The organism is Burkholderia sp. SCN-KJ, assembly GCF_024656005.1.
Lineage (GTDB): Bacteria > Pseudomonadota > Gammaproteobacteria > Burkholderiales > Burkholderiaceae > Burkholderia.
Genome location: NZ_JANKOG010000026.1, coordinates 52701 through 74240, shown reverse-complemented (window position 1 = coordinate 74240; position 21540 = coordinate 52701). Strand labels below are relative to the sequence as shown.

22 protein-coding genes are annotated in these 21540 nt (G+C 67.4%); 13 read left to right on the top strand and 9 right to left on the bottom strand.

Annotation, left to right across the window (positions count from 1 at the left end; translation table 11 throughout):
• Window positions 1–169 precede the first annotated feature (169 nt).
• From gcvA to ettA, 3 genes are all read left to right on the top strand, one after another.
• Complete coding sequence (gcvA, locus tag NQV17_RS31380; protein WP_044845890.1) at window positions 170–1087, top strand: transcriptional regulator GcvA; 918 nt, start codon at window positions 170–172, stop codon at window positions 1085–1087.
• 113 nt (window positions 1088–1200) lie between these two features.
• Window positions 1201–1509 (top strand): DUF3761 domain-containing protein, encoded by a 309-nt coding sequence (locus NQV17_RS31375; RefSeq protein ID WP_044845891.1) that lies wholly within the window; start codon window positions 1201–1203, stop codon window positions 1507–1509.
• Between the two features lie 189 nt (window positions 1510–1698).
• Window positions 1699–3366 (top strand): energy-dependent translational throttle protein EttA, encoded by a 1668-nt coding sequence (gene ettA / locus NQV17_RS31370; protein WP_044845892.1) that lies wholly within the window; start codon window positions 1699–1701, stop codon window positions 3364–3366.
• Window positions 3367–3509: 143 nt separating this feature from the next.
• Here ettA and NQV17_RS31365 read toward each other — a convergent pair whose 3' ends face one another.
• From NQV17_RS31365 to NQV17_RS31350, 4 genes are all read right to left on the bottom strand, one after another.
• On the bottom strand, window positions 3510–4133 hold the full coding sequence (locus tag NQV17_RS31365) for an HAD family hydrolase (RefSeq protein WP_257775240.1): 624 nt from the start codon (window positions 4131–4133) through the stop codon (window positions 3510–3512).
• Entirely contained in the window at window positions 4130–4681 is a 552-nt protein-coding gene (locus NQV17_RS31360; RefSeq protein ID WP_257775239.1) for a cysteine hydrolase family protein, read from the bottom strand. The genes NQV17_RS31365 and NQV17_RS31360 overlap by 4 nt, the downstream gene beginning before the upstream one ends.
• Window positions 4682–4747: 66 nt before the next feature.
• Entirely contained in the window at window positions 4748–6562 is a 1815-nt protein-coding gene (locus NQV17_RS31355; protein ID WP_257775238.1) for an aminopeptidase P family protein, read from the bottom strand.
• Between the two features lie 18 nt (window positions 6563–6580).
• Entirely contained in the window at window positions 6581–6835 is a 255-nt protein-coding gene (locus NQV17_RS31350) for a hypothetical protein (protein ID WP_044845896.1), read from the bottom strand.
• Between the two features lie 171 nt (window positions 6836–7006).
• On the opposite strand from NQV17_RS31350, the gene NQV17_RS31345 reads away from it, so the two are divergent.
• From NQV17_RS31345 to NQV17_RS31315, 7 genes are all read left to right on the top strand, one after another.
• Entirely contained in the window at window positions 7007–7768 is a 762-nt protein-coding gene (locus NQV17_RS31345; RefSeq protein WP_257775237.1) for a response regulator transcription factor, read from the top strand.
• A 26-nt stretch (window positions 7769–7794) separates the two neighbouring features.
• Window positions 7795–9093, top strand: coding sequence for a glutamyl-tRNA reductase (gene hemA / locus NQV17_RS31340; protein WP_044845898.1), 1299 nt, complete (start codon window positions 7795–7797; stop codon window positions 9091–9093).
• Window positions 9094–9178: 85 nt separating this feature from the next.
• Complete coding sequence (prfA, locus tag NQV17_RS31335) at window positions 9179–10261, top strand: peptide chain release factor 1 (protein ID WP_044845899.1); 1083 nt, start codon at window positions 9179–9181, stop codon at window positions 10259–10261.
• A 7-nt stretch (window positions 10262–10268) separates the two neighbouring features.
• The gene (gene prmC, locus NQV17_RS31330; protein ID WP_257775236.1) at window positions 10269–11111 is read left to right on the top strand and encodes a peptide chain release factor N(5)-glutamine methyltransferase; all 843 of its coding nucleotides are present in this window, start codon (window positions 10269–10271) and stop codon (window positions 11109–11111) included.
• Window positions 11112–11178: 67 nt separating this feature from the next.
• Window positions 11179–11490: a Grx4 family monothiol glutaredoxin gene (gene grxD, locus NQV17_RS31325; RefSeq protein ID WP_011883132.1), complete on the top strand. Its 312-nt coding sequence runs from the start codon at window positions 11179–11181 to the stop codon at window positions 11488–11490.
• Window positions 11491–11503: 13 nt separating this feature from the next.
• Window positions 11504–12100 carry a UbiX family flavin prenyltransferase gene (locus NQV17_RS31320; protein ID WP_044845901.1) on the top strand — a complete coding sequence of 199 codons (597 nt, stop codon included), beginning with the start codon at window positions 11504–11506 and terminating at the stop codon, window positions 12098–12100.
• Window positions 12101–12316: 216 nt separating this feature from the next.
• Window positions 12317–13108, top strand: coding sequence for a class III extradiol ring-cleavage dioxygenase (locus NQV17_RS31315; protein ID WP_175816750.1), 792 nt, complete (start codon window positions 12317–12319; stop codon window positions 13106–13108).
• A gap of 117 nt (window positions 13109–13225) precedes the next feature.
• Here NQV17_RS31315 and NQV17_RS31310 read toward each other — a convergent pair whose 3' ends face one another.
• The gene (locus NQV17_RS31310) at window positions 13226–14824 is read right to left on the bottom strand and encodes an APC family permease (protein ID WP_257775235.1); all 1599 of its coding nucleotides are present in this window, start codon (window positions 14822–14824) and stop codon (window positions 13226–13228) included.
• 421 nt (window positions 14825–15245) lie between these two features.
• On the opposite strand from NQV17_RS31310, the gene NQV17_RS31305 reads away from it, so the two are divergent.
• Window positions 15246–15449 (top strand): cold-shock protein, encoded by a 204-nt coding sequence (locus NQV17_RS31305; protein ID WP_006477070.1) that lies wholly within the window; start codon window positions 15246–15248, stop codon window positions 15447–15449.
• Between the two features lie 103 nt (window positions 15450–15552).
• On the opposite strand, the gene NQV17_RS31300 is transcribed toward NQV17_RS31305, so the two are convergent.
• The 3 genes from NQV17_RS31300 to NQV17_RS31290 form a co-directional block, all read right to left on the bottom strand.
• On the bottom strand, window positions 15553–16803 hold the full coding sequence (locus tag NQV17_RS31300; protein WP_257775234.1) for an Hsp70 family protein: 1251 nt from the start codon (window positions 16801–16803) through the stop codon (window positions 15553–15555).
• Window positions 16804–16994: 191 nt separating this feature from the next.
• On the bottom strand, window positions 16995–17600 hold the full coding sequence (locus tag NQV17_RS31295; protein WP_044845905.1) for a nitroreductase family protein: 606 nt from the start codon (window positions 17598–17600) through the stop codon (window positions 16995–16997).
• Window positions 17601–17758: 158 nt separating this feature from the next.
• Complete coding sequence (locus NQV17_RS31290; protein WP_257775233.1) at window positions 17759–19042, bottom strand: MFS transporter; 1284 nt, start codon at window positions 19040–19042, stop codon at window positions 17759–17761.
• A 217-nt stretch (window positions 19043–19259) separates the two neighbouring features.
• Here NQV17_RS31290 and NQV17_RS31285 point away from each other — a divergent pair, with 217 nt between their 5' ends.
• Complete coding sequence (locus NQV17_RS31285; protein ID WP_257775232.1) at window positions 19260–19883, top strand: TetR/AcrR family transcriptional regulator; 624 nt, start codon at window positions 19260–19262, stop codon at window positions 19881–19883.
• Between the two features lie 82 nt (window positions 19884–19965).
• Window positions 19966–20538, top strand: a complete 573-nt coding sequence (locus tag NQV17_RS31280) for a DUF1415 domain-containing protein (protein ID WP_257775231.1) — start codon at window positions 19966–19968, stop codon at window positions 20536–20538.
• 75 nt (window positions 20539–20613) lie between these two features.
• Here the strand turns inward: NQV17_RS31280 and NQV17_RS31275 are convergent, their stop codons facing one another.
• Complete coding sequence (locus NQV17_RS31275; protein ID WP_257775230.1) at window positions 20614–21504, bottom strand: SAM-dependent methyltransferase; 891 nt, start codon at window positions 21502–21504, stop codon at window positions 20614–20616.
• Window positions 21505–21540 lie beyond the last annotated feature (36 nt).

Genomic DNA, 21540 nt, shown 5'->3' with positions numbered 1-21540 from the left:
CGGACACCGCGCGGCGCCCGGATTGCCTCATGGATATAGTTGAACTATGTTGGTCGCATCGACCGCCGCAAGTCAGCCGTGACGAATCGGATCCGATGCGACAACGGTACTCGCGCGCATGCATTGCCTCAAACGATATTTCGTCAGCCTTTCGCTTTAGAAAAACTCAATGAACCGTTCCCGTCTGCCACCGCTCAACGCGTTGCGCGCGTTCGAGGCGGCGGCCCGCCACCTGTCGGTGAAATCGGCAGCGCAAGAGCTGTCGGTCACGCCCGGCGCGGTGAGCCAGCTGATCCGCACGCTCGAGACCCATCTCGGCGTGCAACTGTTCGAGCGCGTGAACCGCGGCATCCTGCTGACCGCCGCGGGCCGCGACTATCTGCCGCCCGTGCGCAACGCGTTCCGGCAAATCGCCGACGCGTCGCAGCGCGTGTCGGGCGCTGCCGACAGCGGCGTGCTGACGGTGAGCGTCACGCCGTTTTTCGCATCCGCATGGCTCGTGCCGCGCCTCGCGCAGTTCCGCGACGCATGCCCGGACGTCGACCTGCAGATCGTCGCGAGCCATGCGCTCGCCGATTTCTCCCGCGACGGCGTCGACGTCGCGATCCGCCACGGTCTCGGCCGCTACATCGGGCTGTGCAGCGAACGGCTGCTGACCGTGGAGATCGTCGCGCTCGCGGCGCCGGAACTCGTCGCGCGGCTGGGCATGCCGGCCACGCCCGCCGACCTGGCCGGATGGCCGCATCTGCACGACGCCGAACGCAAGGGCTGGCACATCTGGTTCGACGCGCAGCGAATCGCCGATTTCGGCCCGCCGCGCGGCCCCGCGTTCGACGATTCCAGTCTGTTGCTGCAGGCGATCCTCGCCGGCCAGGGCGCCGGCCTGCTGCCGGCGGCGATGGTGCGCGGCGAGCTCGCGAGCGGCCGGCTCGTGCAGCTTGCCGACGTCGCGTGGCTCGACGACTTCGCGTACTACCTCGTCTATCCGCCGCATCATGCGGAGCGCGCGAAAGTCGCCGCGTTCCGTCGGTGGATTCTCGAGGCCGCCCAGGCCGACGGCGCGGCATCGATGACGGGCACGGCGTAGCATCGCAGCACCGCGGGGCGGCGGCAACGATCTCGAGCCGATCGGCTAACATGCGGCCCGGGCCGTCGGCCCGCCAGCCACCGGCAACGGACCACGACATCCGCAGAGAGACCATGCCCGCCCTGCTCCGCCGCGCGACCCGCATCGCGACCCTGTCGGCCGCGCTGTTCGGCGCGTGCGCCGCCCTGCCGCCCGCGGCGCACGCCTATCGCGCGTCGCCCGGCTACGGCAGCGAAGCCGACCTCGACCGGCACGACACGTACCGCAATCGCGACGGCGACACCGTCCATGCACCGGCGCATTCGAAATCGGGCCGCGTGCCCGAGGGCGCGAGCGCGCGCTGCCGCGACGGCACGTACAGCTTCAGCCGCCATCGGCGCGGCACCTGCTCGGGGCACGGCGGCGTCGCCGGATGGCTGTGAACGCGGGTCGGCCGAATGGCCAGCGCGGTGCCAGCGGCAGCCGGCGCCGAAGTACAATACGCGCTCGCGCCGCCAACCCGCGGCGACATCGCCGCGCCCCGCGCGGCGCGCTCCGTACCGAATCACCCGACGCCACGCACGCCGATGCGCTGCGCGGCAGTCTCAACCCTTTCTGAGTTTCACACCCAAATGGCCCAATACGTTTTCACGATGAACCGGGTCGGCAAGATCGTGCCGCCCAAGCGCCAGATCCTGAAGGACATCTCGCTGTCGTTCTTTCCCGGCGCGAAGATCGGCGTGCTCGGCCTGAACGGCTCGGGCAAGTCGACGCTGATCCGCATCATGGCGGGCGTCGACAAGGACATCGAAGGCGAAGCGACGCCGATGCCGAACCTGAACATCGGCTACCTGCCGCAGGAACCGCAGCTCGATCCGACGAAGACGGTGCGCGAAGCCGTCGAGGAAGGCCTCGGCGACCTGTTCCAGGCGAACAAGAAGCTCGAGGAAATCTACGCGGCCTATGCGGAACCGGACGCCGACTTCGACGCGCTCGCGGCCGAGCAGGCGAAATACGAAGCGATCCTCGCATCGAGCGACGGCGGCAGCCCCGAGCAGCAGCTCGAAGTGGCCGCCGACGCGCTGCGCCTGCCGGCGTGGGACGCGAAAATCGAGCACCTGTCGGGCGGTGAAAAGCGCCGCGTCGCGCTGTGCAAGCTGCTGCTCGAGAAGCCGGACATGCTGCTACTCGACGAACCGACCAACCACCTCGACGCGGAATCGGTCGACTGGCTCGAGCAGTTCCTGGTGCGCTTCCCGGGCACCGTCGTCGCCGTCACGCACGATCGCTACTTCCTCGACAACGCGGCCGAGTGGATTCTCGAACTCGACCGCGGCCACGGCATTCCGTGGAAGGGCAACTACAGCAGCTGGCTCGATCAGAAGGAAGAGCGCCTGAAGCAGGAAGAAGCGTCGGAATCGGCGCGCCAGAAGGCGATCAAGAAGGAACTGGAGTGGGTGCGCCAGAACCCGAAGGGCCGCCAGGCGAAGTCGAAGGCGCGTATCGCGCGCTTCGAGGAGCTGAACAGCCAGGAATACCAGAAGCGCAACGAAACGCAGGAAATCTTCATTCCGGTCGGCGACCGCCTCGGCAATGAAGTGATCGAGTTCAAGAACGTCAGCAAGTCGTTCGGCGACCGCCTGCTGATCGACAACCTGAACTTCAAGATTCCGGCCGGCGCGATCGTCGGCATCATCGGCCCGAACGGCGCCGGCAAGTCGACGCTGTTCAAGATGCTGACCGGCAAGGAACAGCCGGATTCGGGCGAAGTCGTGATGGGCCCGACCGTGAAGCTCGCGTACGTCGACCAGAGCCGCGATGCGCTCGACGGCTCGAAGACGGTGTTCGAGGAAATCTCGGGCGGCGCCGACGTGCTGACGGTCGGCAAGTACGAAACGCCGTCGCGTGCGTACATCGGCCGCTTCAACTTCAAGGGCGGCGACCAGCAGAAGATCGTCGGCAACCTGTCGGGCGGGGAACGCGGCCGCCTGCACCTCGCGAAGACGCTGATCTCCGGCGGCAACGTGCTGCTGCTCGACGAACCGTCGAACGACCTCGACGTCGAAACGCTGCGCGCGCTGGAAGACGCGTTGCTCGAATTCGCGGGCTCGGTGATGGTGATCTCGCACGATCGCTGGTTCCTCGACCGGATCGCGACGCACATCCTCGCGTTCGAAGGCGATTCGCAGGTCACGTTCTTCGACGGCAACTACCAGGAATACGAAGCCGACAAGCGTGCGCGCCTCGGCGAGGAAGCCGCGAAGCCGAAGCGCCTGCGCTACAAGCCGATCAGCCGCTGAACGATGCGGCCCGTGCACCCGGCAACGCGACGCCGGGTGCCGAACGCGGCCGCTTCCGGATCGGCAGAACGACAAAGCGGGCTCATGGCCCGCTTTTTTTTCATCCGCCTGTCTGCATTCGGCTGCGGCGTCCGGCGCGACGCCTACGCGAGCGCGCCCAGCTCGCGCAAACGCGCCTCGGTCGCGGCCGCGCTCGTGTGATGAATGCCGTGCCAGCCGAGTGCCGTCGCGGCCGCGGCATTCTTCGCGTTGTCGTCGATGAACACGAGCTCATGCGGCGCGATGCCCGGCAAGTGCGGCTCGATCCGCGCATGCATCTCGCGGTAGATCGCCGGATCGGGTTTCACGAGCTTCACGCGGCCCGACACGACGATGTCCTTGAAGCGCCGCAGGACCGGGAAGTTGTCCCACGCATACGGAAAGGTCTGCGCGGACCAGTTGGTCAGCCCGAAGAGCGGCATCCCCTGCGCATCGAGCCGGTCGACGAGCGCGGCGCCTTCGTCGAGCACGCCGCCGATCATCTCGTGCCAGCGCGCGTAGAACGCGCGGATCAGCGTCTCGTGCGCCGGAAACTTCGCGACGAGCTCGCTCGTGCCTTCGTCGATCGTCTGCCCGCCGTCCTGACGGATCACCCAGTCCATCGCGCAAACGTGGGTGAGGAACCAACGGCGCTCGGCTTCGTCTGGAATCAGCTGCCGGTACAGGTACTCGGGGCTCCAGTCGATCAGCACGCCGCCGAAATCGAACACCACCGCCTTGATCGTCATGCGAACTCCGTGGCGAGCACGTCGGCGAGCGGACGCGGCGTCACCGCATTGCCCGACAGCGTATTGTTTTCCCACACGAAGTGATGATGCGCGACGATCTGCGCGGCCGACAGGTGCGCGCGCTCGTTCGTCGTGTGCAGGTCGGACACGACGGTCGTCCGGTAGCCGAGCAGTGCCGCGCGGCGCGCAGCCGAATCGACGCAGAACTCGGTCGCATAGCCGCAGATCAGCACCGAACGGATGCTGTGGCCGTGGAGCTGCGCGGCGAGCGGCGTGTCGTGGAACGAATCGCTCACCTGCTTGCGGATGCGCCAGTCGGTGCGACCGACGATCAGTTCCTCATGCAGTTCCCAGCCGGGCGTGCCGGGCACGATGTCGTCGTCCGCATCGCCGTCGTGCTGCACGAAGCACACGGGCGCGTTTGACGCACGTGCCGCCGCCGTCAGCCGGTTGATGCCCGACACGACGTCGTCGAGCCGGTACGCGGGCCGCGCCCGCTGCACCAGCCCGCGCTGCATGTCGATCACGATCACTGCGGTATCTGCCATCGATTGCCCTCTCCGTCGTGGTCCGGCCGTCGCGCGGCCGGTATCTATCGTGTATGGCGCGTCGCGTCAGATCGGCTGCGTGCGCGCGTCGAGCCACGCCTTCGCGTCGCCGCTCACGTGCCGGCCGACGCGCTCGCGCACGGTCGCGTGATACGCGTTCAGCCACGCGCGTTCTTCCTCATGCAGCATCTCGATCAGCACGCAGCGCGTGTCGATCGGGCACAGCGTCAGCGTCTCGAACGCGAGGAAGTCGCCGAACTCGGTCTGCCCGCCCGCGCGGTTCACGACCAGGTTTTCGATCCGGATGCCCCATTTGCCGGGCCGGTACACGCCCGGCTCGATCGACGTGATCATCCCCTCTTCCATCGCCGTGTACGGCTCGGCCGGCGCGTAGTGCGAGATGACCTGCGGGCCCTCGTGCACGTTCAGGAAGTAGCCGACGCCGTGACCGGTGCCGTGGCCGTAGTCGAGCCCGGCCGCCCACATCGGCGCGCGCGCGATCGCGTCGAGCATCGGCGAGCGGATGCCGCGCGGGAAGCGTGCGCGCGACAGCGCCATCATCGACTTCAGCACGATCGTGAAATCGCGGCGCTGCAGGTCGCTGACCGTGCCGACCGGCACGACGCGCGTGATGTCGGTGGTGCCGGTCGTGTACTGGCCGCCCGAATCGACGAGCAGCAGGCCGTCGCCGGCGATCGTCGCGTGCGACTCGGGCGTCGCGCGATAGTGCGGCATCGCACCGTTCGCGTTGAAGCCGGCGATCGTCGCGAAGCTCGGCGACACGTAGCCGGGGCGGCGGGCGCGCGCCGCCGTGAGTTGCTCGTCGATCGTCAGCTCGGTGATCGTCTCGCGGTTCACCGCCTGCTCGAACCACGCAAAGAATTCGGCAAGCGCGGCGCCGTCGTGCTCCATCGTCACGCGCACGTGCTCGATCTCGGCGGACGTCTTGCGCGACTTCGCGAACGTCGACGGGTTCACGGCCTCGATCAGCTTCACGCCGGCCGGCACGGCCTCGAGCGTGCCGAACGTCACGCGGCGCGGATCGATCAGCAGCGTCGCGCCGTCGGGCAGCGTCGCGAGCGCCGCGCGCGCGGCGTCGTACGCGCGGACCTCGACGCCGTCCTGCGCGAGCGACGCGGCCAGCGCCGGCGACACCTTGCCGTCGGCGACGAACAGCGTCGCGCGATCGGCGCCGATCATCGCGTGCGCGACAAACACGGGGTTGAAGTTGACGTCGGCGCCGCGCAGGTTGAACAGCCACGCGAGATCGTCGAGCGTCGACACGAAATGCCATTGCGCGCCCTGCGCGTGCATCGCGCGGCGCACTTCGGCGAGCTTGCTCGCGCGCGTCGCGTCGGCCTGCGGCGCCACGTGCTCGAACACCGCGTCGCCCGGCAGCCCCGGGCGCTCCGGCCAGATCGCGTCGAGCAGGTCGAGATCGGTGCGCAGCGCGATGCCGCGCGCGCTCAGCGCGGCCGTCAGCGCGCGTGCCGCCGCGACGCCGAGCACGGCGCCATCGACGCCGACCGTCATCCCGGCCGGCACGTTCTGCGCGAGCCAGTCGACGTGCGGCGCGCTCTGCTGCCCGCCCGTCATCTTCATCAGCTGGACGCCCGTGCCGGCGAGTTCGGCCTCGGCCTGCACCCAGTAGCGGCTATCGACCCACAAGCCCGCGAAATCCGCGGTCACGACCAGCGTGCCGACCGAGCCCGTGAAACCGGACAGCCAGCGTCGCGCCTGCCAGCGTTCGGGCAGATACTCGGACAGGTGAGGATCGGCGGACGGCACGAGATAGGCGGCCAGGTCCTCGCGGACCATCGCGCCGCGCAGCAGCGCGAGGCGGGCCGGCACCGACGAGACTTCGGGGAGACGGGCATTCATGATTTCACCTGAGAGCGTTCAGCGACGGGCCGACACGGCGACCGTCACGGCTACGGCGAGGAACGCGACACCGGTGCAGACCGGCCATTCGAGCGTTTCGCCGTCGTAAAACAGTCCAGAGAGATTGCCGGCCATGCGCGCGGCGGCGGCGCCTGCGATGCCGACCAGCACCACGATCCACCATGCCGGCCGGCCCGTGCGCCGCATCGGATGCAGCCACCGGCCGAACAGCCCGACAGCCGCTCCCAGGACAAGGATTCCAAACCAGTTCATTCGACGCCTTCTATAAATTCAGATTCGTCCCATAGGCGTGAACGTTGCCAGCGGCTAGCATCGATTCATCCATCGAACCCGAGACCAGCCGGGCGCCGCGAACATTCGAGTGTAGGGGCCCACCCGACGTTATGGCAAGCGCGCACCCGCAGCCGTATTGAAGAAATCCTCATGCGAATCGCTCTCATCGATCCGGAGGCGCGTCATGCTGCGCTCCTGAACCGCCTGCTGTTTGCCGGCGGTCATGTGTGCCACGCGTTTCCGTCCAGCGCGGCATTCTTCGAGTGGCTCGCCACCGATACCTGCGACATGCTGATCATCGGCCACTGGGCCGGCGACCAGCCGGCCGAGGAAGTCATTCCGCGGGCGCAGGCGATCCTGCCCGGGCTGCCGGCCATCGCCGTGATGCAGCTGCCGCGCGAAAGCGAAGTCGTGTCGTGCCTGCACGCGGGCGCCGACGACTGCCTCGTGCGCCCGGTGAGCGGCCCCGAGCTGCTCGCACGCGTCACCGCGTTGAGCCGGCGCGCAGGTGTCCGGCGGCCGCCGAATCGCTCGCGCGAAATGTATGGAGAATACGCGTTCGATGCGACCCACAGCCTCGTGCGCTTCGGCAATGCGGTCGTCGCGCTCACGCCGAAGGAGTTCCGCTTCGCACAGCTGCTGTTCGCGAACCTGTCGCGGCCCGTGTCGCGCGCCCATATCCTCGAAACGGTCTGGGCCTGCCGCCGCGACATGAAGTCGCGCACGCTCGACACCCATGCGTCCCGGCTGCGCAGCAAGCTGCGGCTGCTTCCGGAGCGCGGCTATCGGCTTCTGCCGCTCTACGGCTACGGCTATCAGCTCAATCGCGTGCCGATCGAGCCCCCAAATTCGAGGCCGCGCCACGCCGATGCCCGGTATGCCGCAAGTGAGGAAATCGCTGAAACGCTATAATATGGGGCTAAACGATAGCCCTCGATATGCAACTCCTCACGATCGGAATCAACCACCACACTGCGCCTGTCGCCCTGCGCGAACGCGTGGCGTTTCCGCTCGAGCAAATCAAGCCGGCTCTCGTCACGTTCAAGAACGTGTTCCTCGGCCCCCAAGCGCCGAATGCGCCCGAAGCGGCAATCCTCTCCACCTGCAACCGCACCGAACTCTATTGCGCGACCGACGATCGGGCCGCCCGCGAGGGTGCGATTCGCTGGCTGTCGGAGTACCACCAGATTCCGGTCGACGAACTCGCCCCGCACGTCTATGCGCTGCCGCAATCGGAAGCGGTCCGGCACGCGTTCCGCGTCGCGTCGGGTCTCGATTCGATGGTGCTCGGCGAAACGCAGATCCTGGGCCAGATGAAGGATGCGGTGCGCACCGCGACGGAAGCCGGCGCGCTCGGCACCTATCTGAACCAGCTGTTCCAGCGCACGTTCGCCGTCGCGAAGGAAGTGCGCGGCACGACCGAGATCGGCGCGCAGTCGGTGTCGATGGCCGCCGCCGCGGTCCGCCTCGCACAGCGCATCTTCGAAAAAGTGTCGGATCAGCGCGTGCTGTTCATCGGCGCCGGCGAGATGATCGAGCTGTGCGCGACGCACTTCGCCGCGCAGAGCCCGCGCGAGCTCGTCGTCGCGAACCGCACGGCCGAACGCGGCCAGCGGCTCGCCGAACGTTTCAACGGCCGCGCGATGCCGTTGTCGGACCTGCCGGCCCGCATGCACGAATTCGACATCATCGTGTCGTGCACCGCGTCGACGCTGCCGATCATCGGCCTCGGCGCGGTCGAGCGTGCGGTGAAGGCACGCCGCCACCGGCCGATCTTCATGGTCGACCTCGCGGTACCGCGCGACATCGAGCCGGAAGTCGGCAAGCTGAAGGACGTGTTCCTCTACACCGTCGACGATCTCGGTGCGATCGTGCGCGAAGGCAACGCATCGCGCCAGGCCGCGGTTGCACAAGCCGAGACGATCATCGAAACCCGCGTGCAGAACTTCATGCAGTGGCTCGACACGCGCAGCGTCGTGCCGGTGATCCGTCACATGCATACGCAGGCCGACGCGCTGCGCCGCGCGGAAGTCGAGAAGGCGCAGAAGCTGCTCGCGCGCGGCGACGATCCGGCCGCCGTCCTCGAAGCGCTGTCGCAGGCGCTCACCAACAAGCTGATCCACGGCCCGACGAGCGCGCTCAACCGCGTGAACGGCACCGACCGCGATTCGCTGATCGACCTGATGCGCGGCTTCTACCAGCACGCGCCGCGCTCGAACGACCAGTCCGGCCACTAGCGCCGGCCGGTTGCCCCTGCCGCCGGCCGCGCGCCGGCCTATCCTTTTCGAATACCCCTTTTGTCCGGGAGCGTCGCTCCACACCATGAAGACGAGCATGCAACGCAAGCTCGACCAGCTGTCTATCCGGCTGGCCGAACTGAACGACCTGCTGAGCCGCGAAAACGTCACGGCCGACCTCGACCAGTACCGCAAGCTGACGCGCGAACACGCGGAACTCGGCCCGGTCGTCGAGCAGTACGCGCTGTGGCGCCAGTCGCGCAGCGACGAGACGGCCGCGCAGGAGCTGGTCGCCGATGCATCGATGCGCGATTTCGCCGAAGACGAGATTCGCAGCGCGCGGGAACGCATGGTTCGCCTCGAAGGCGAGTTGCAGAAGATGCTGCTGCCGAAGGACCCGAACGACGACCGCAACATCTTCCTCGAAATCCGCGCGGGCACCGGCGGCGACGAATCGGCGCTGTTCGCGGGCGACCTGCTGCGCATGTACCTGCGCTTCGCGGAACGCCAGCGCTGGCAGGTCGAGATGATGTCGGAGAGCCCGTCGGATCTCGGCGGCTACAAGGAAGTGATCGTGCGGATCGCCGGCCAGGGCGCTTACTCGCGACTGAAGTTCGAATCGGGCGGTCATCGCGTGCAGCGCGTGCCGGCGACCGAGACGCAGGGACGCATCCACACGTCCGCCTGCACGGTCGCGGTGATGCCGGAAGCCGACGAGATCGGCGAGGTCGAGATCAATCCGGCCGACCTGCGGATCGACACGTTCCGCGCGTCGGGCGCGGGCGGCCAGCACATCAACAAGACCGATTCGGCGGTGCGCGTCACGCACATCCCGACCGGGATCGTCGTCGAGTGCCAGGACGACCGCTCGCAGCACAAGAACAAGGATCGTGCGCTGAAGGTGCTCGCCGCGCGCATCAAGGACAAGCAGTATCACGAGCAGCACGCGAAGGAAGCGGCGACGCGCAAGAGCCTGATCGGCTCGGGCGACCGCTCGGAGCGGATCCGCACGTACAACTTCCCGCAGGGCCGGATGACCGATCACCGGATCAACCTCACGCTGTACCGGCTCGAGGCGCTGATGGATGGCGATCTCGACGAACTGATCGGCGCGCTCGTCACCGAACACCAGGCCGAACTGCTCGCGTCGCTCGGCGACACCGACTGAGGCCGCGATGCCCGATACCACCGCCGACGATCTGCTGCGCGCGTCGCCGCTCGACCCGGTCGATGCGCGCGTGCTCCTCGCGTACGCGCTCGGCTGGACCCGCACGCAGCTGATCACGCGCGGCGACGCCCCGCTCGAACCCGTCGCGATCGCGCGCTACCGCGCGCTCGAAGCGCGCCGCGTGGCGGGCGAGCCGGTCGCGCAGCTCGTCGGGATGCGCGAATTCTTCGGCCGGCCGTTCGATGTGACGCCCGACGTGCTGATCCCGCGCCCCGAAACCGAACTGCTCGTCGAAGCCGCGCTCGACGCGATCGACGGTCGCCCGCATCCGGCCGTGCTCGATCTCGGCACCGGCAGCGGCGCGATCGCCGTGTCGATCGCCGCCGAACGGCCCGACGCACGCGTATGGGCGCTCGACCGTTCGCCTGCCGCGCTCGACGTCGCCCGGCGCAACGCGCACAAGCTGCTCGACGCGCGCCGCCCCGGCGGCCCGCTGCACTGGCTGCAGAGCGACTGGTACGCCGCGCTCGATCCGACGCTCGCGTTCGACACGATCGTCAGCAATCCGCCGTACATCGCGCAGCACGATCCGCACCTCGCGCAGGGCGACCTGCGGTTCGAGCCGCGCGGCGCGCTCACCGACGATGCCGACGGCCTCAGCGCGATCCGCACGATCGTCGCGGGCGCCGGCGCCTACCTGAAACCGGGCGGCACGCTCTGGATCGAGCACGGCTACGACCAGGCCGAAGCCGTGCGTGCCTTGCTCGTGTCACGCGGCTTCGTCGCGGTCGAATCGCTCGCCGATCTCGCCGCGATCGAACGCACCACGGGCGGCCGCCGGCCCGTCTGACGGCCGGCCCGCCCGGTTGAAATCCGCTATCATTTCGTTCTAACGCCCCGCCAACGCAAGGTCAGTCATGGACACCCAACAACGCATCAAGCAAATCGTCGACGAAAACCAGGTCGTGCTCTTCATGAAGGGCAACGCGCAATTCCCGATGTGCGGCTTTTCGGGCCGCGCCGTGCAGGTGCTGAAAGCCTGCGGCGTCGACCAGTTCAAGACGGTCAACGTGCTCGAGGACGACGAGATCCGCCAGGGCATCAAGGAATTCTCGAACTGGCCGACCATCCCGCAGCTGTACGTGAAGGGCGAATTCATCGGCGGCTCGGACATCATGATGGAGATGTACCAGTCGGGCGAACTGCAGCAACTGTTCGCCGCCGCGTAACGCCCCGTTCCCGATGGCATCGCCCAGCGCGCCGCCACGCCGGCTGATCGTCGCGATCACCGGCGCCACCGGCGCGGTCTACGGCGTGCGGCTGCTCGAATTGCTGCGCGCCGCCGGCGGCGTCGAAACGCATCTGCTGGTTTCGAACGCCGGCTGGCTCAATATCCAGCATGAATTGCAGCTGTCGAAGGCCGAAGTCGAAAGCCGGGCGGATGTCGTGCATTCGGTGCGCGATGTCGGCGCGACGATCGCGTCCGGTTCGTTCGCAACCGACGGGATGGTGATCGCCCCCTGCTCGATGAAGACGCTCGCGAGCGTCGCGCACGGCCTGTCGGACAACCTGATCACGCGCGCGGCCGACGTCACGCTGAAGGAACGCCGCCGTCTCGTGCTGATGGTGCGCGAAACGCCGTTCAACCTCGCGCATCTGCGCAACATGACCGCCGTGACCGAAATGGGCGGCATCGTGTTTCCGCCGCTGCCCGCGTTCTACGCGATGCCGAAGACGATCGAGGAACTCGTCGACCAGACCGTCACGCGCGTGCTCGACCTGTTCGCGCTCAGCGCACCGATGACGACGCCGTGGGCCGGCATCCGGCCCGCACGGTAAGCCGCTCGCCGCGGCGCTTCGGCGCCGTTCTCCACGCATCTTCGTCGATTCTGCCGCCTTCCGGTTCGATCCAGCCGCGTCCAGCACTCCCCGCGCCTGCTCCCGCGCACCCAAATTATCAACCATTGAGATTCAATCAAATTCCGGCAAGCCGATTTATCAATGTCCGGTGCGCGCCTATAGTCACAGGCAACCCACTATTGCAGGCTCCCCACCATGAACCGCTTGCCTTCGCTTTACCTGTCACACGGCGCCCCGACGCTGCCGATCGACCCGACGCTGCCGTCCGGCGCATTCACGCACCTCGGCGCCGAATTGCCGCGCCCCCGCGCGGTGCTGATGCTGTCCGCGCACTGGGGCACGCAGCAGCCGGTCGCGAGCGTGGCCGCGCACCCGGAAACGATCCATGACTTCTACGGCTTCCCGCGCGCACTGTACGAGATCCGCTACCCGGCACCGGGCGCGCCCGAGGTCGCCGAGCGGGCGGCCGCGCTGCTGAACGCGGCCGGCATCGCGACCGCGACGACCGAGCACGGCCTCGACCACGGCGCGTGGGTGCCGATGCTGCTGATGTTCCCGGAAGCCGACGTGCCCGTCGCGCAGCTGTCGATCCAGCCGCGTGCGGACGCGGCCCATCACTTCGCACTCGGCCGCGCGCTGCGGCCGCTGCGCGACGAAGGCGTGATGGTGATCGGCTCGGGCCAGATCACGCACAACCTGCGCGCGGCCGATTTCAGCGCGGCGCCCGAGGATGCGGATCCGCGCGTCGCGGAATTCACCGACTGGTTCGAGGCGAAGCTCGCCGCGCGCGACGTCGACGCGCTGCTCGACTATCGCCGGCAGGCGCCGCACGCGGCGCTGATGCATCCGACCGACGAGCACCTGCTGCCGGTGTTCGCCGCGCTCGGCGCAGCCGACGACGACTACCAGCTCGGCATCCAGTCGCTCGGCACGTATCAACGCGTGCTCGCGATGACGAACTACGTGTTCGCGAGCGCGGCCGCCTGAATCACGCGACACGGCGACACAAGCGCCGAGCACAAATAAAAAGCCCGCCCGAGCATCGCTCGGACGGGCTTTTTTTTGCGGTTCCCGCCACCGCCGATTCCGGTGGCAGGTCAGGCGTCAGGCACCGACCCCTTCGAGGATCTCGTCGTGCGCCTCGCGCTCGTCGAGATACTGGGTCCGGTAACCGGTGTTCACACCCCAGAAGTAGAACACCAGCGAGATTGCCGCGACGATCAGCATGTCCCAGCCGTACGGCAGCACGCCGTAACCGCCGAATTCCTTGCTGCCGATCAGCGACAGGACGGCCATCGTCGGCAGGTACGCGACCAGCCACCATGCGGCCTTCAGGTCGGCGCCCCAGCCGGTCCAGCCCGACTTCGCCTGGAAGTAGAAATACACCGGCAGCGCGACGATCATCAGCAGGATGATTTCGCCCGTCAGCGGCCACTTCGCCCAGTACAGGATCAGCGACGCGCAGACGAACGCGAACGGTGCGATCAGCTTCATCAGCGGGATCGACAGCGGACGCTCGATGTCGGTCGCCGCGCGACGCAGCGCCATCAGGCTGATCGGGCCGGTCAGGTACGAGATCACCGTTGCGACCGAGATCACTGCCGCGAGCGAGCTCCAGCCGCGGAAGAAGAACAGGAAGATGAACGACACGAGCAGGTTGAACCACATCGCCTGGCGCGGCACACCGTAGATCGGGTGCACGTTGCCGAACATCTTCGGCATCGTGTTGTTGCGCTCCATCGCGTAGATCATGCGGGTGGTCGTCGCCATGTAGGTCGTACCGGTGCCGCTCGGGCTGATGAACGCGTCAACGTACAGCAGGATCGCGAGCCAGTTCAGGTTCAGCGCGATCGCGAGTTCGGCGAACGGCGACGAGAAGTTGAACTGCGACCAGCCCTTCGCGACGTCGGCCGGATTCACCGAACCGATATACGCCATCTGTAGCAGCACGTAGATCACGAGTGCGAGCAGGATCGACGTGATCACCGCGAACGGCACGCTGCGCGACGGATTGCGCGCTTCACCGGCCAGGTTCACCGGGCTCTGGAAGCCGTTGAACGCGAACACGATACCGCTCGTCGCGACCGCGGTCAGCACGGCCGACCAGCCGTACGGCGCGAAGCTCGCATTCGATGCAGTGCCGAGGTTTTCCGAGTGGAAGCTCGACAGCATCAGGCCGAGGATCGTGAGGCCGGGGATCAGGAACTTGAAGATCGTGATCGCGGTGTTCGCACGTGCGAAGGCCTTGACGCCCCAGTAGTTCAGCAAGAAGTAAATGACGACCAGCACGGCCGACAGCAGCAGGCCGGGTGTCGTCAGCTCGCCGTTCACGAACAGCGCATGCGCCCACGGATACTGCCACGTGCTCATGTACTGGATCGACGCCTCCGCCTCGATCGGGATCACCGATACGATCGCGATCCAGTTCGCCCACGCGCTGATGAAGCCCACCAGCGAACCGTGCGAGTAGCGCGCGTAGCGCACCATGCCGCCCGACTCGGGGAACATCGCACCGAGTTCAGCGTACGTCAGCGCAATCGCGAGAATCACGACCGCGCCGATGATCCATGCGCAAATCGCCGCCGGACCGGCAATCTTCGCAGCCTTCCAGGCGCCGAACAGCCAGCCCGAACCGATAATCGAACCCAGCCCCGTCAGCATCAGTGCAAACGGGCCGATGTTCCGTTGAATAGAACTCTTCACATCCTCTCCTATGTCTCAAAAAGCATGGTCGGCCCGCGGTCCGGGATCGGCTCGGACAGCAGCGCGCATGCAATTTTGGGGGGAAGGATCACCCGATCGGGGCAACCCGTCCACGCGGCGCGTAGTTTAACGGTTGCACCTCCAAGTTGGCGCCAAAATCGTTCGGCCCCTACAAAAAAGTCGCATCGTTTGCAAGGTTTGTAAACCTTATCTCCGCAATAACCCTGAGTGCATGGAAATCCGGTTGACCGCGCGACCGATTACCCGTATAAACAACGTTGCAGGATTTCAAGCGGCGAGTGAATTGGTTCTTTCGTAGTTCGCCCATCAACGGTACTCCGGTTGGTCCCATTACCCCCTTCCTTGATTTTCCGCACCCCATGGGCCTCGGCCCCGTTTTATCTTTTTAGGAACAAGTAACATGGCAACCGGTACCGTCAAGTGGTTCAATGACGCAAAGGGCTTCGGCTTCATCACCCCGGAAGGCGGCGGCGACGATCTGTTCGCGCACTTCTCGGAAATCCGCGTCGAAGGCTTCAAGACGCTGCAAGAAAACCAGAAGGTTGAATTCGAAGTGAAGACGGGCCCGAAGGGTCTGCAAGCTGCGAACATCCGTCCGGTCTAAGTTCGGCGCGATAATTCGTGTAAAAAAGCCCCGCTTCGGCGGGGCTTTTTGTTTTCCGGCGCGGGCAGCCATGCGGCCGCCGCCGATCGAGAATGGCCTCCGGTCAGCCGAACAGCCGCTGCGCGTGAATGCCGAGCCCGGTCGCGACGCTCGCGAGGCGATCGCCGAACACCGGCTGCGCGTCCGGGAATGCGCCGGCGAGCGCACCCGACAGGAACGCGAGCCCGGTCGAGCCGCCGGTGAAATACAGCGCGCCGACGTCGCGCGGCGCGACGCCCGCCAGCCGCACCGTTTCGCGCGCGGCATCGACGATGCGCGCCGTGTCGTCGACGCTCGCGTCGACGAGGCGTTCGGCGTCGAACGCGATCTGCAGATCCTCTTCCACGTCGTTCAGGTCGATCATCGTCTCCCCGCCCGCCGCCACGCCGATCTTCGCTTCTTCCGCGCGCGCCATCAGCGCATGCCCGAGCCGCTGCTCGACCACGCGCGTGAGCCGGTCGTACTGCCGCACGTCCTGGTACAGGTGCTTCATCAGCTTCAGCTCGCCCAGCCGCTTCGGCGTGTAGACCGTGTTGATGAGGTGCCAGGTCGCCAGGTCGAAGTAGATCCGGTTCGGCAGCTCGCGGCCCTCGGAATCGAGCGCGCGGTAGCCGAACGCCGGCAGGATCGCCGCCAGCTCGACGCGCCGATCGTAATCGGTGCCCGCGACGTGCACGCCGTGGTGCGCGAGCACGTCGTCCTTGCGCTCGAGGCGCGCCATCCGCTCCGGCCCGACGCGCACCAGCGAGAAGTCCGACGTACCGCCGCCGATGTCGGCGACCAGCACGAGCCGCTCGGCCTGCTGGCGCGACTCGTAGTCGAACGCGGCCGCGATCGGTTCGTACTGGAAATGCACGTCCGCGAACCCGACCGACTGCGCGGCCGCTTCGAGCTGGTCCTGCGCGAGACGGTCGGCGCGCGGATCGTCGTCGACGAAGAACACCGGCCGGCCGAGCACCGCGCGGCCGATCGGCGCGCCGGCGCGCGCTTCGGCCTTGCGTTTCAGGTGCGTCAGGAAGCGCGCGATGATCTCCGTGTACGCCATCGCGCTACCGTCGCCGAGATCCGTCGTCGTTTCCGCGAGCGGCGAGCCGAGGATGCTCTTCATCGAGCGCATCAGGCGGCCGTCGAAACCGTCGATATAGGACGCGAGCGCCGCCCGGCCGTATTCGACCGTCTGCTCGTCGTTGTTGAAGAAGATCGCGGTGGGCAGCGTCAGGTGGTCGCCCTCGACGGGCGCGAGGCGCATGGCGTCGCCGTCGGGCAGGGCCACGGCGGAATTGGACGTGCCGAAATCGATCGCGCAGTAAGTCATGGGAAGGTGCCGCAGCATGGCCGGCGCGAAAACGGAAAGGACGGGCTTTTTAACATGAAGCCCGCCGGATCACAACCGGGGGCCGCCGCCGGTGCGGCGCAACCGGCCCGAGGCGGAGATCAGGCGCACCTGCGGCAGGTCGGCGACAGGTGCGGACAAGGTGCTTGACGCACGCCTGCCCGCTTGCACCATCAGGCTGCGGCGTCGAAACCCTTCTTCCATGCGCCCGCATACACGACCTCGCCGATCGCATGGCGCGTGCGCGGCGCCTTTTCGCGTTCGCGCAACACCGGGTCGAGCTTGTCGACGTTGCCGTAGTGGCCGAGCGAGATGATCGCCGGAATCGCGACGTCGGCCGGAATCTCGAACGCATCGCGGAACGCCTTCGCATCGAAGCCGCTCATCTGGTGCGCGGCGAGACCCAGCGCGTGCGCCTGCAGCACCAGCGACATCGCGGCCGCGCCCGCATCGTACAGCGCGGTCGGCGCCGGCTCGCCCTTCGGCGTGAGCGTATGCGCGGTCACGGCGATCAGCACCGGCGCCGGCGCGTTCCAGCCCTGGTTGAACGGCACCAGCGTCGCGAATGCGTGCTTGAACGCCGCTTCGTCCTGCGTGCGATCGAACACGATGAAGCGCCACGGTTGCGCGTTGTAGGCGGACGGCGCCCAGCGCGCCGCTTCGAGCACCGCGTGCAGATCGGCGGCGCTGATCGGCTCGTCCGAATACGCGCGCGGGCTCCAGCGGCCGGCGATCAGGTCGTGAATCGAAACAGTGGTGGGAGCAGGTTTGACGGACATGCGGTTCCTCGCTGACATCGATGAAGGGCGCGAACGCCCGGCGAACCGCAAGCATAACCGCTTGAGCCGTCACGCGCCCGGTCATCCCGCGCAATGCAAATCAGCGTTCCTGCATTGACCGGCCGGCCCACGCGCGCGGGGCGGCCTGGTCGCCGCGCTCAGGCGGCCTGCGCGGCCGCGCGGGACGGGCCGCGATTGATCCGCAGCACGATCAGCGCACTGACGATGCAGAGCGCGCCCGAGATCATCGACGCGATCGTATAGGTGCCGAGGCTCGCGCGCAGCAGCCCCGCGCCGAGCGCCGCGAACGCCGCGCCCAGTTGGTGGCCGGCGACGATCCAGCCGAACACGACCGGCGCCGCGGCCTTGCCGAACACGTCGGTGGCCAGCCGCACGGTCGGCGGCACGGTCGCGATCCAGTCGAGCCCGTAGAACATCGCGAACAGCGGCAGGCCGAAGAAGTCGATGCCGAACGCATGCGGCAGGTAGATCAACGACAGCCCGCGCAGCCCGTAGTACCAGAACAGCAGCACGCGATTGTCGTAACGGTCGGACAGCCAGCCCGACAGCGTCGTGCCGAACAGGTCGAACACGCCCATCGCGGCGAGCAGCGACGCGCCCTGCACTTCGGACATCCCGTAGTCGCTGCACATCGCGATCAGGTGCGTGCCGACGTAGCCGTTGGTGCTCGCGCCGCAGATGAAGAAGCTGAAGAACAGCAGCCAGAAGTCGCGCGAGCGGCTCGCCGTCAGCAGCGTGCGGAACGCGACCGCGAGCGGGTTCTCCTTCGTCGCGTCGGGCGCCGCCGGCGCGTCGGCCGGCTCGCCGTACGGACGCAGCTGCACGTCGGCCGGCCGCTCGGGCAGCAGGAACGCGACCAGCGGAATCACGATCGCGGCCGCCACCGCGACGACCAGCACGACCGGCCGCCAGCCGTGGCGCTGCGCGATCGCCGCGAGCATCGGCAGGAACACGAGCTGGCCGGTGGCCGTGCTCGCGGTCAGGATGCCCATCACGAGGCCGCGCCGCGCATGGAACCAGCGTGTGACGAAGGTCGCGGACAGCGTCAGCGCGACGACGCCGGTCGAGCAGCCGACCATCAGCCCCCAGATCACGACCATCTGCCAGCTCTGCGTCATCATCGACGACAGCGCGACGCCCGCGCTCATCGTCACCAGCGCGGTGAGGATCGTCGGCCGCAGCCCGAAACGCTGCATCGCCGCGGCCGCGAACGGGCCCGTCAGGCCGTACAGCGCAATGTTCACCGAAATCGCCAGCGAAATCGCCGCGCGGCTCCAGCCGAGTTCGCGCTCGAGCGGCACCATCAGCACGCTCGGCGTCGCGCGCGTGCCGGCCGCCGCCAGCAGGATCAGGAAAACCACCGCCGCCGCGAGCCATCCGTAGTGGAAGCGCCCGCCGATTCGTGTCACTGCCCAGTTCATGTTGTCGCTCTCCAGTTGGCGGGCCCGCGCTCGCGCGCCTGCCCCGCCTCACCTCCGGGCCACCTCCGCCGCACGCTGCATCGGCTGACCCGGGCCGATACGTGGCATTTGTCTGTCGATCCGGTCGGCATTGTTACCGCTCGGTCACAAGTGTGTTGCGATCGTAGTGACCAGTCGGTAACATGTCAAGCAATTCACCACGCAGTCGAGGGTCATCATGTCGGGCATCGAGGCCGCCAACAAGCCGCCGGCACGCCGCACGCGCCAGCCGATCGCCGCGGCCGCCGCGCAGGAACACCTGCTGCGCGCCGCGGAGGAGCTGTTTTACAAGGAAGGGGTGCGCGCGGTCGGCGTCGAGGCGGTCGTGGAGCGCGCGGGCGTCAACAAGATGAGCCTGTACCGCCAGTTCTCGTCGAAGGACGAGCTGATCCTCGCGTACCTGGAACGGATGGATGCGTGCTTCTTCGAGCGTCTCGATTCGAGCGTCGCGAAGCATCCGGGCCAGCCGAAGGCGCAATTGATCCAGTATTTCGTCGATCTGGCCGAACGCGCGACGCAGAAGGACTATCGTGGCTGTCCGTTCGTCAACGTCGCGGCCGAATTCCCGGATACGTCGCATCCGGCGCGCGAGCGCGTCGCACAGAACAAGGAACAGCTGATGAAGCGGCTCGTCGAGTTGTGCGAAGGCGCGGGCGCCCGGCAGCCGAAAGCGCTCGCCGACGCGCTCGCGCTCATCGTCGAAGGCATCTACGCGGCGAGCCAGACCTACCGGCACGGCGAAACGCCGATCGGCACCGCGCCCGCGCTGGCCACGCAGCTGATCGAAGCCGCCTGCGCGTGACGGGCGGCGCACGCCCCAACCCGGCGTGCCCGCTCCGGCTACAATGCGGCCCTCGCTGCCGCTTCGCCCGACCGCCTCCGCCATGACCGATACCCGCCCCGACTCGCACGACGACATTCTCGCCGCCACGCGGCACTGGCTCGCGCGCGCGGTAATCGGGCTCAATCTGTGCCCGTTCGCGAAGAGCGTCTATGTGAAGGAACAGGTGCGCTACGCGATCAGCGACGCGACGACGCTCGAGGACGCGCTCGCCGATCTCGAAACCGAGCTGCGCGCGCTCGAAGCAGCGGATCCGCAGCAGGTCGACACGACGCTCATGATCTATCCGCGCGCGTTCGCGGATTTCGTCGACTACAACGATGCGCTGTTCTTCGCCGAGCGGCTCGTGCGGCAACTGCGACTCGACGGCGTGCTGCAGATCGCGAGCTTCCATCCCGAGTACCGGTTCGAAGGCAGCGAAGCCGACGACATCGAGAACTACACGAACCGCGCGCCGTATCCGATCCTGCACCTGCTGCGCGAGGACAGCATCGCGCGCGCGGTCGATGCGTTCCCGGACGCATCCGCGATCTACGAGAAAAACCAGGAAACGCTGCGCCGCCTCGGCCACGACGGCTGGATTGAATGGATGCGCCTGCCGGGCGACGACGTCTGACGCGTCGCGCGGCGGGTGGCTGGCGCGCGGCAGCCGGGCCGGACGTCGGTCCGCCTCGATCCGCCTCTGTCCGCCTCAGTCCGCGGACTGCTCGACGGCCTCGCCGGCCGCCGCCGCGGGCGCCGGCGCGAAGAAGCGCTCGTTCAGTTCGGCGAGCCCGAACATGCCGAGGATCTCGTTCAGCCGCTCGCCGGGCTTGCGGCGCGGCAGGTTCTTGTACTGCGCGATGATCAGCTCGTTCTTCATCGAATGCTCCCAGCCGACCAGCTCGGTCACGCTCACCTGGTAGCCGTGCGCCTCGAGCTGCAGGCAGCGCAGCACGTTGGTGATCTGGCTGCCGAATTCGCGCGTATGCAGCGGATGCCGCCACACTTCCGTCAGCGCGTTCGCGAGCGACTTGCCCTTGTTCTTGCGCAGCACGCCCGCGACTTCCGCCTGGCAGCACGGCACCAGCACGATGTGCTGCGCGCGCTTCGCGAGCGCGAACCGGATCGCGTCGTCGGTCGCCGTGTCGCACGCATGCAGCGCGGTGACGACGTCGACCGTTTCGGGCAGCTTCGGCGACGTGATCGAATCGGCGACCGACAGGTTCAGGAACGACATCCCGCCGAATCCGAGCCGCGCGGCGAGTTCGGTGGAGCGCGTGACGAGCTCCTCGCGCGTCTCGATCCCGTACACGTGCGACGCGAACGCCGGCGTGCCGTGCTCCGGCTGCTGCTTGAAGAACAGGTCGTACAGGATGAAGCCGAGATACGACTTGCCGGCGCCGTGATCGACGAGCGTCACGCCGCCCTTGTCGGCCTGCACGCTCGCGAGCAGCGGCTCGATGAACTGGAACAGGTGATAGACCTGCTTCAGCTTGCGGCGGCTGTCCTGGTTCAGCTTGCCGTCGCGGGTCAGGATGTGCAGTTCCTTCAGCAGCTCGACGGACTGCTCCGGACGGATTTCGTAGGTCTTGTTCGACATCGTGAAACGGCGCCGGGCCACGGTCGGTCGACCACG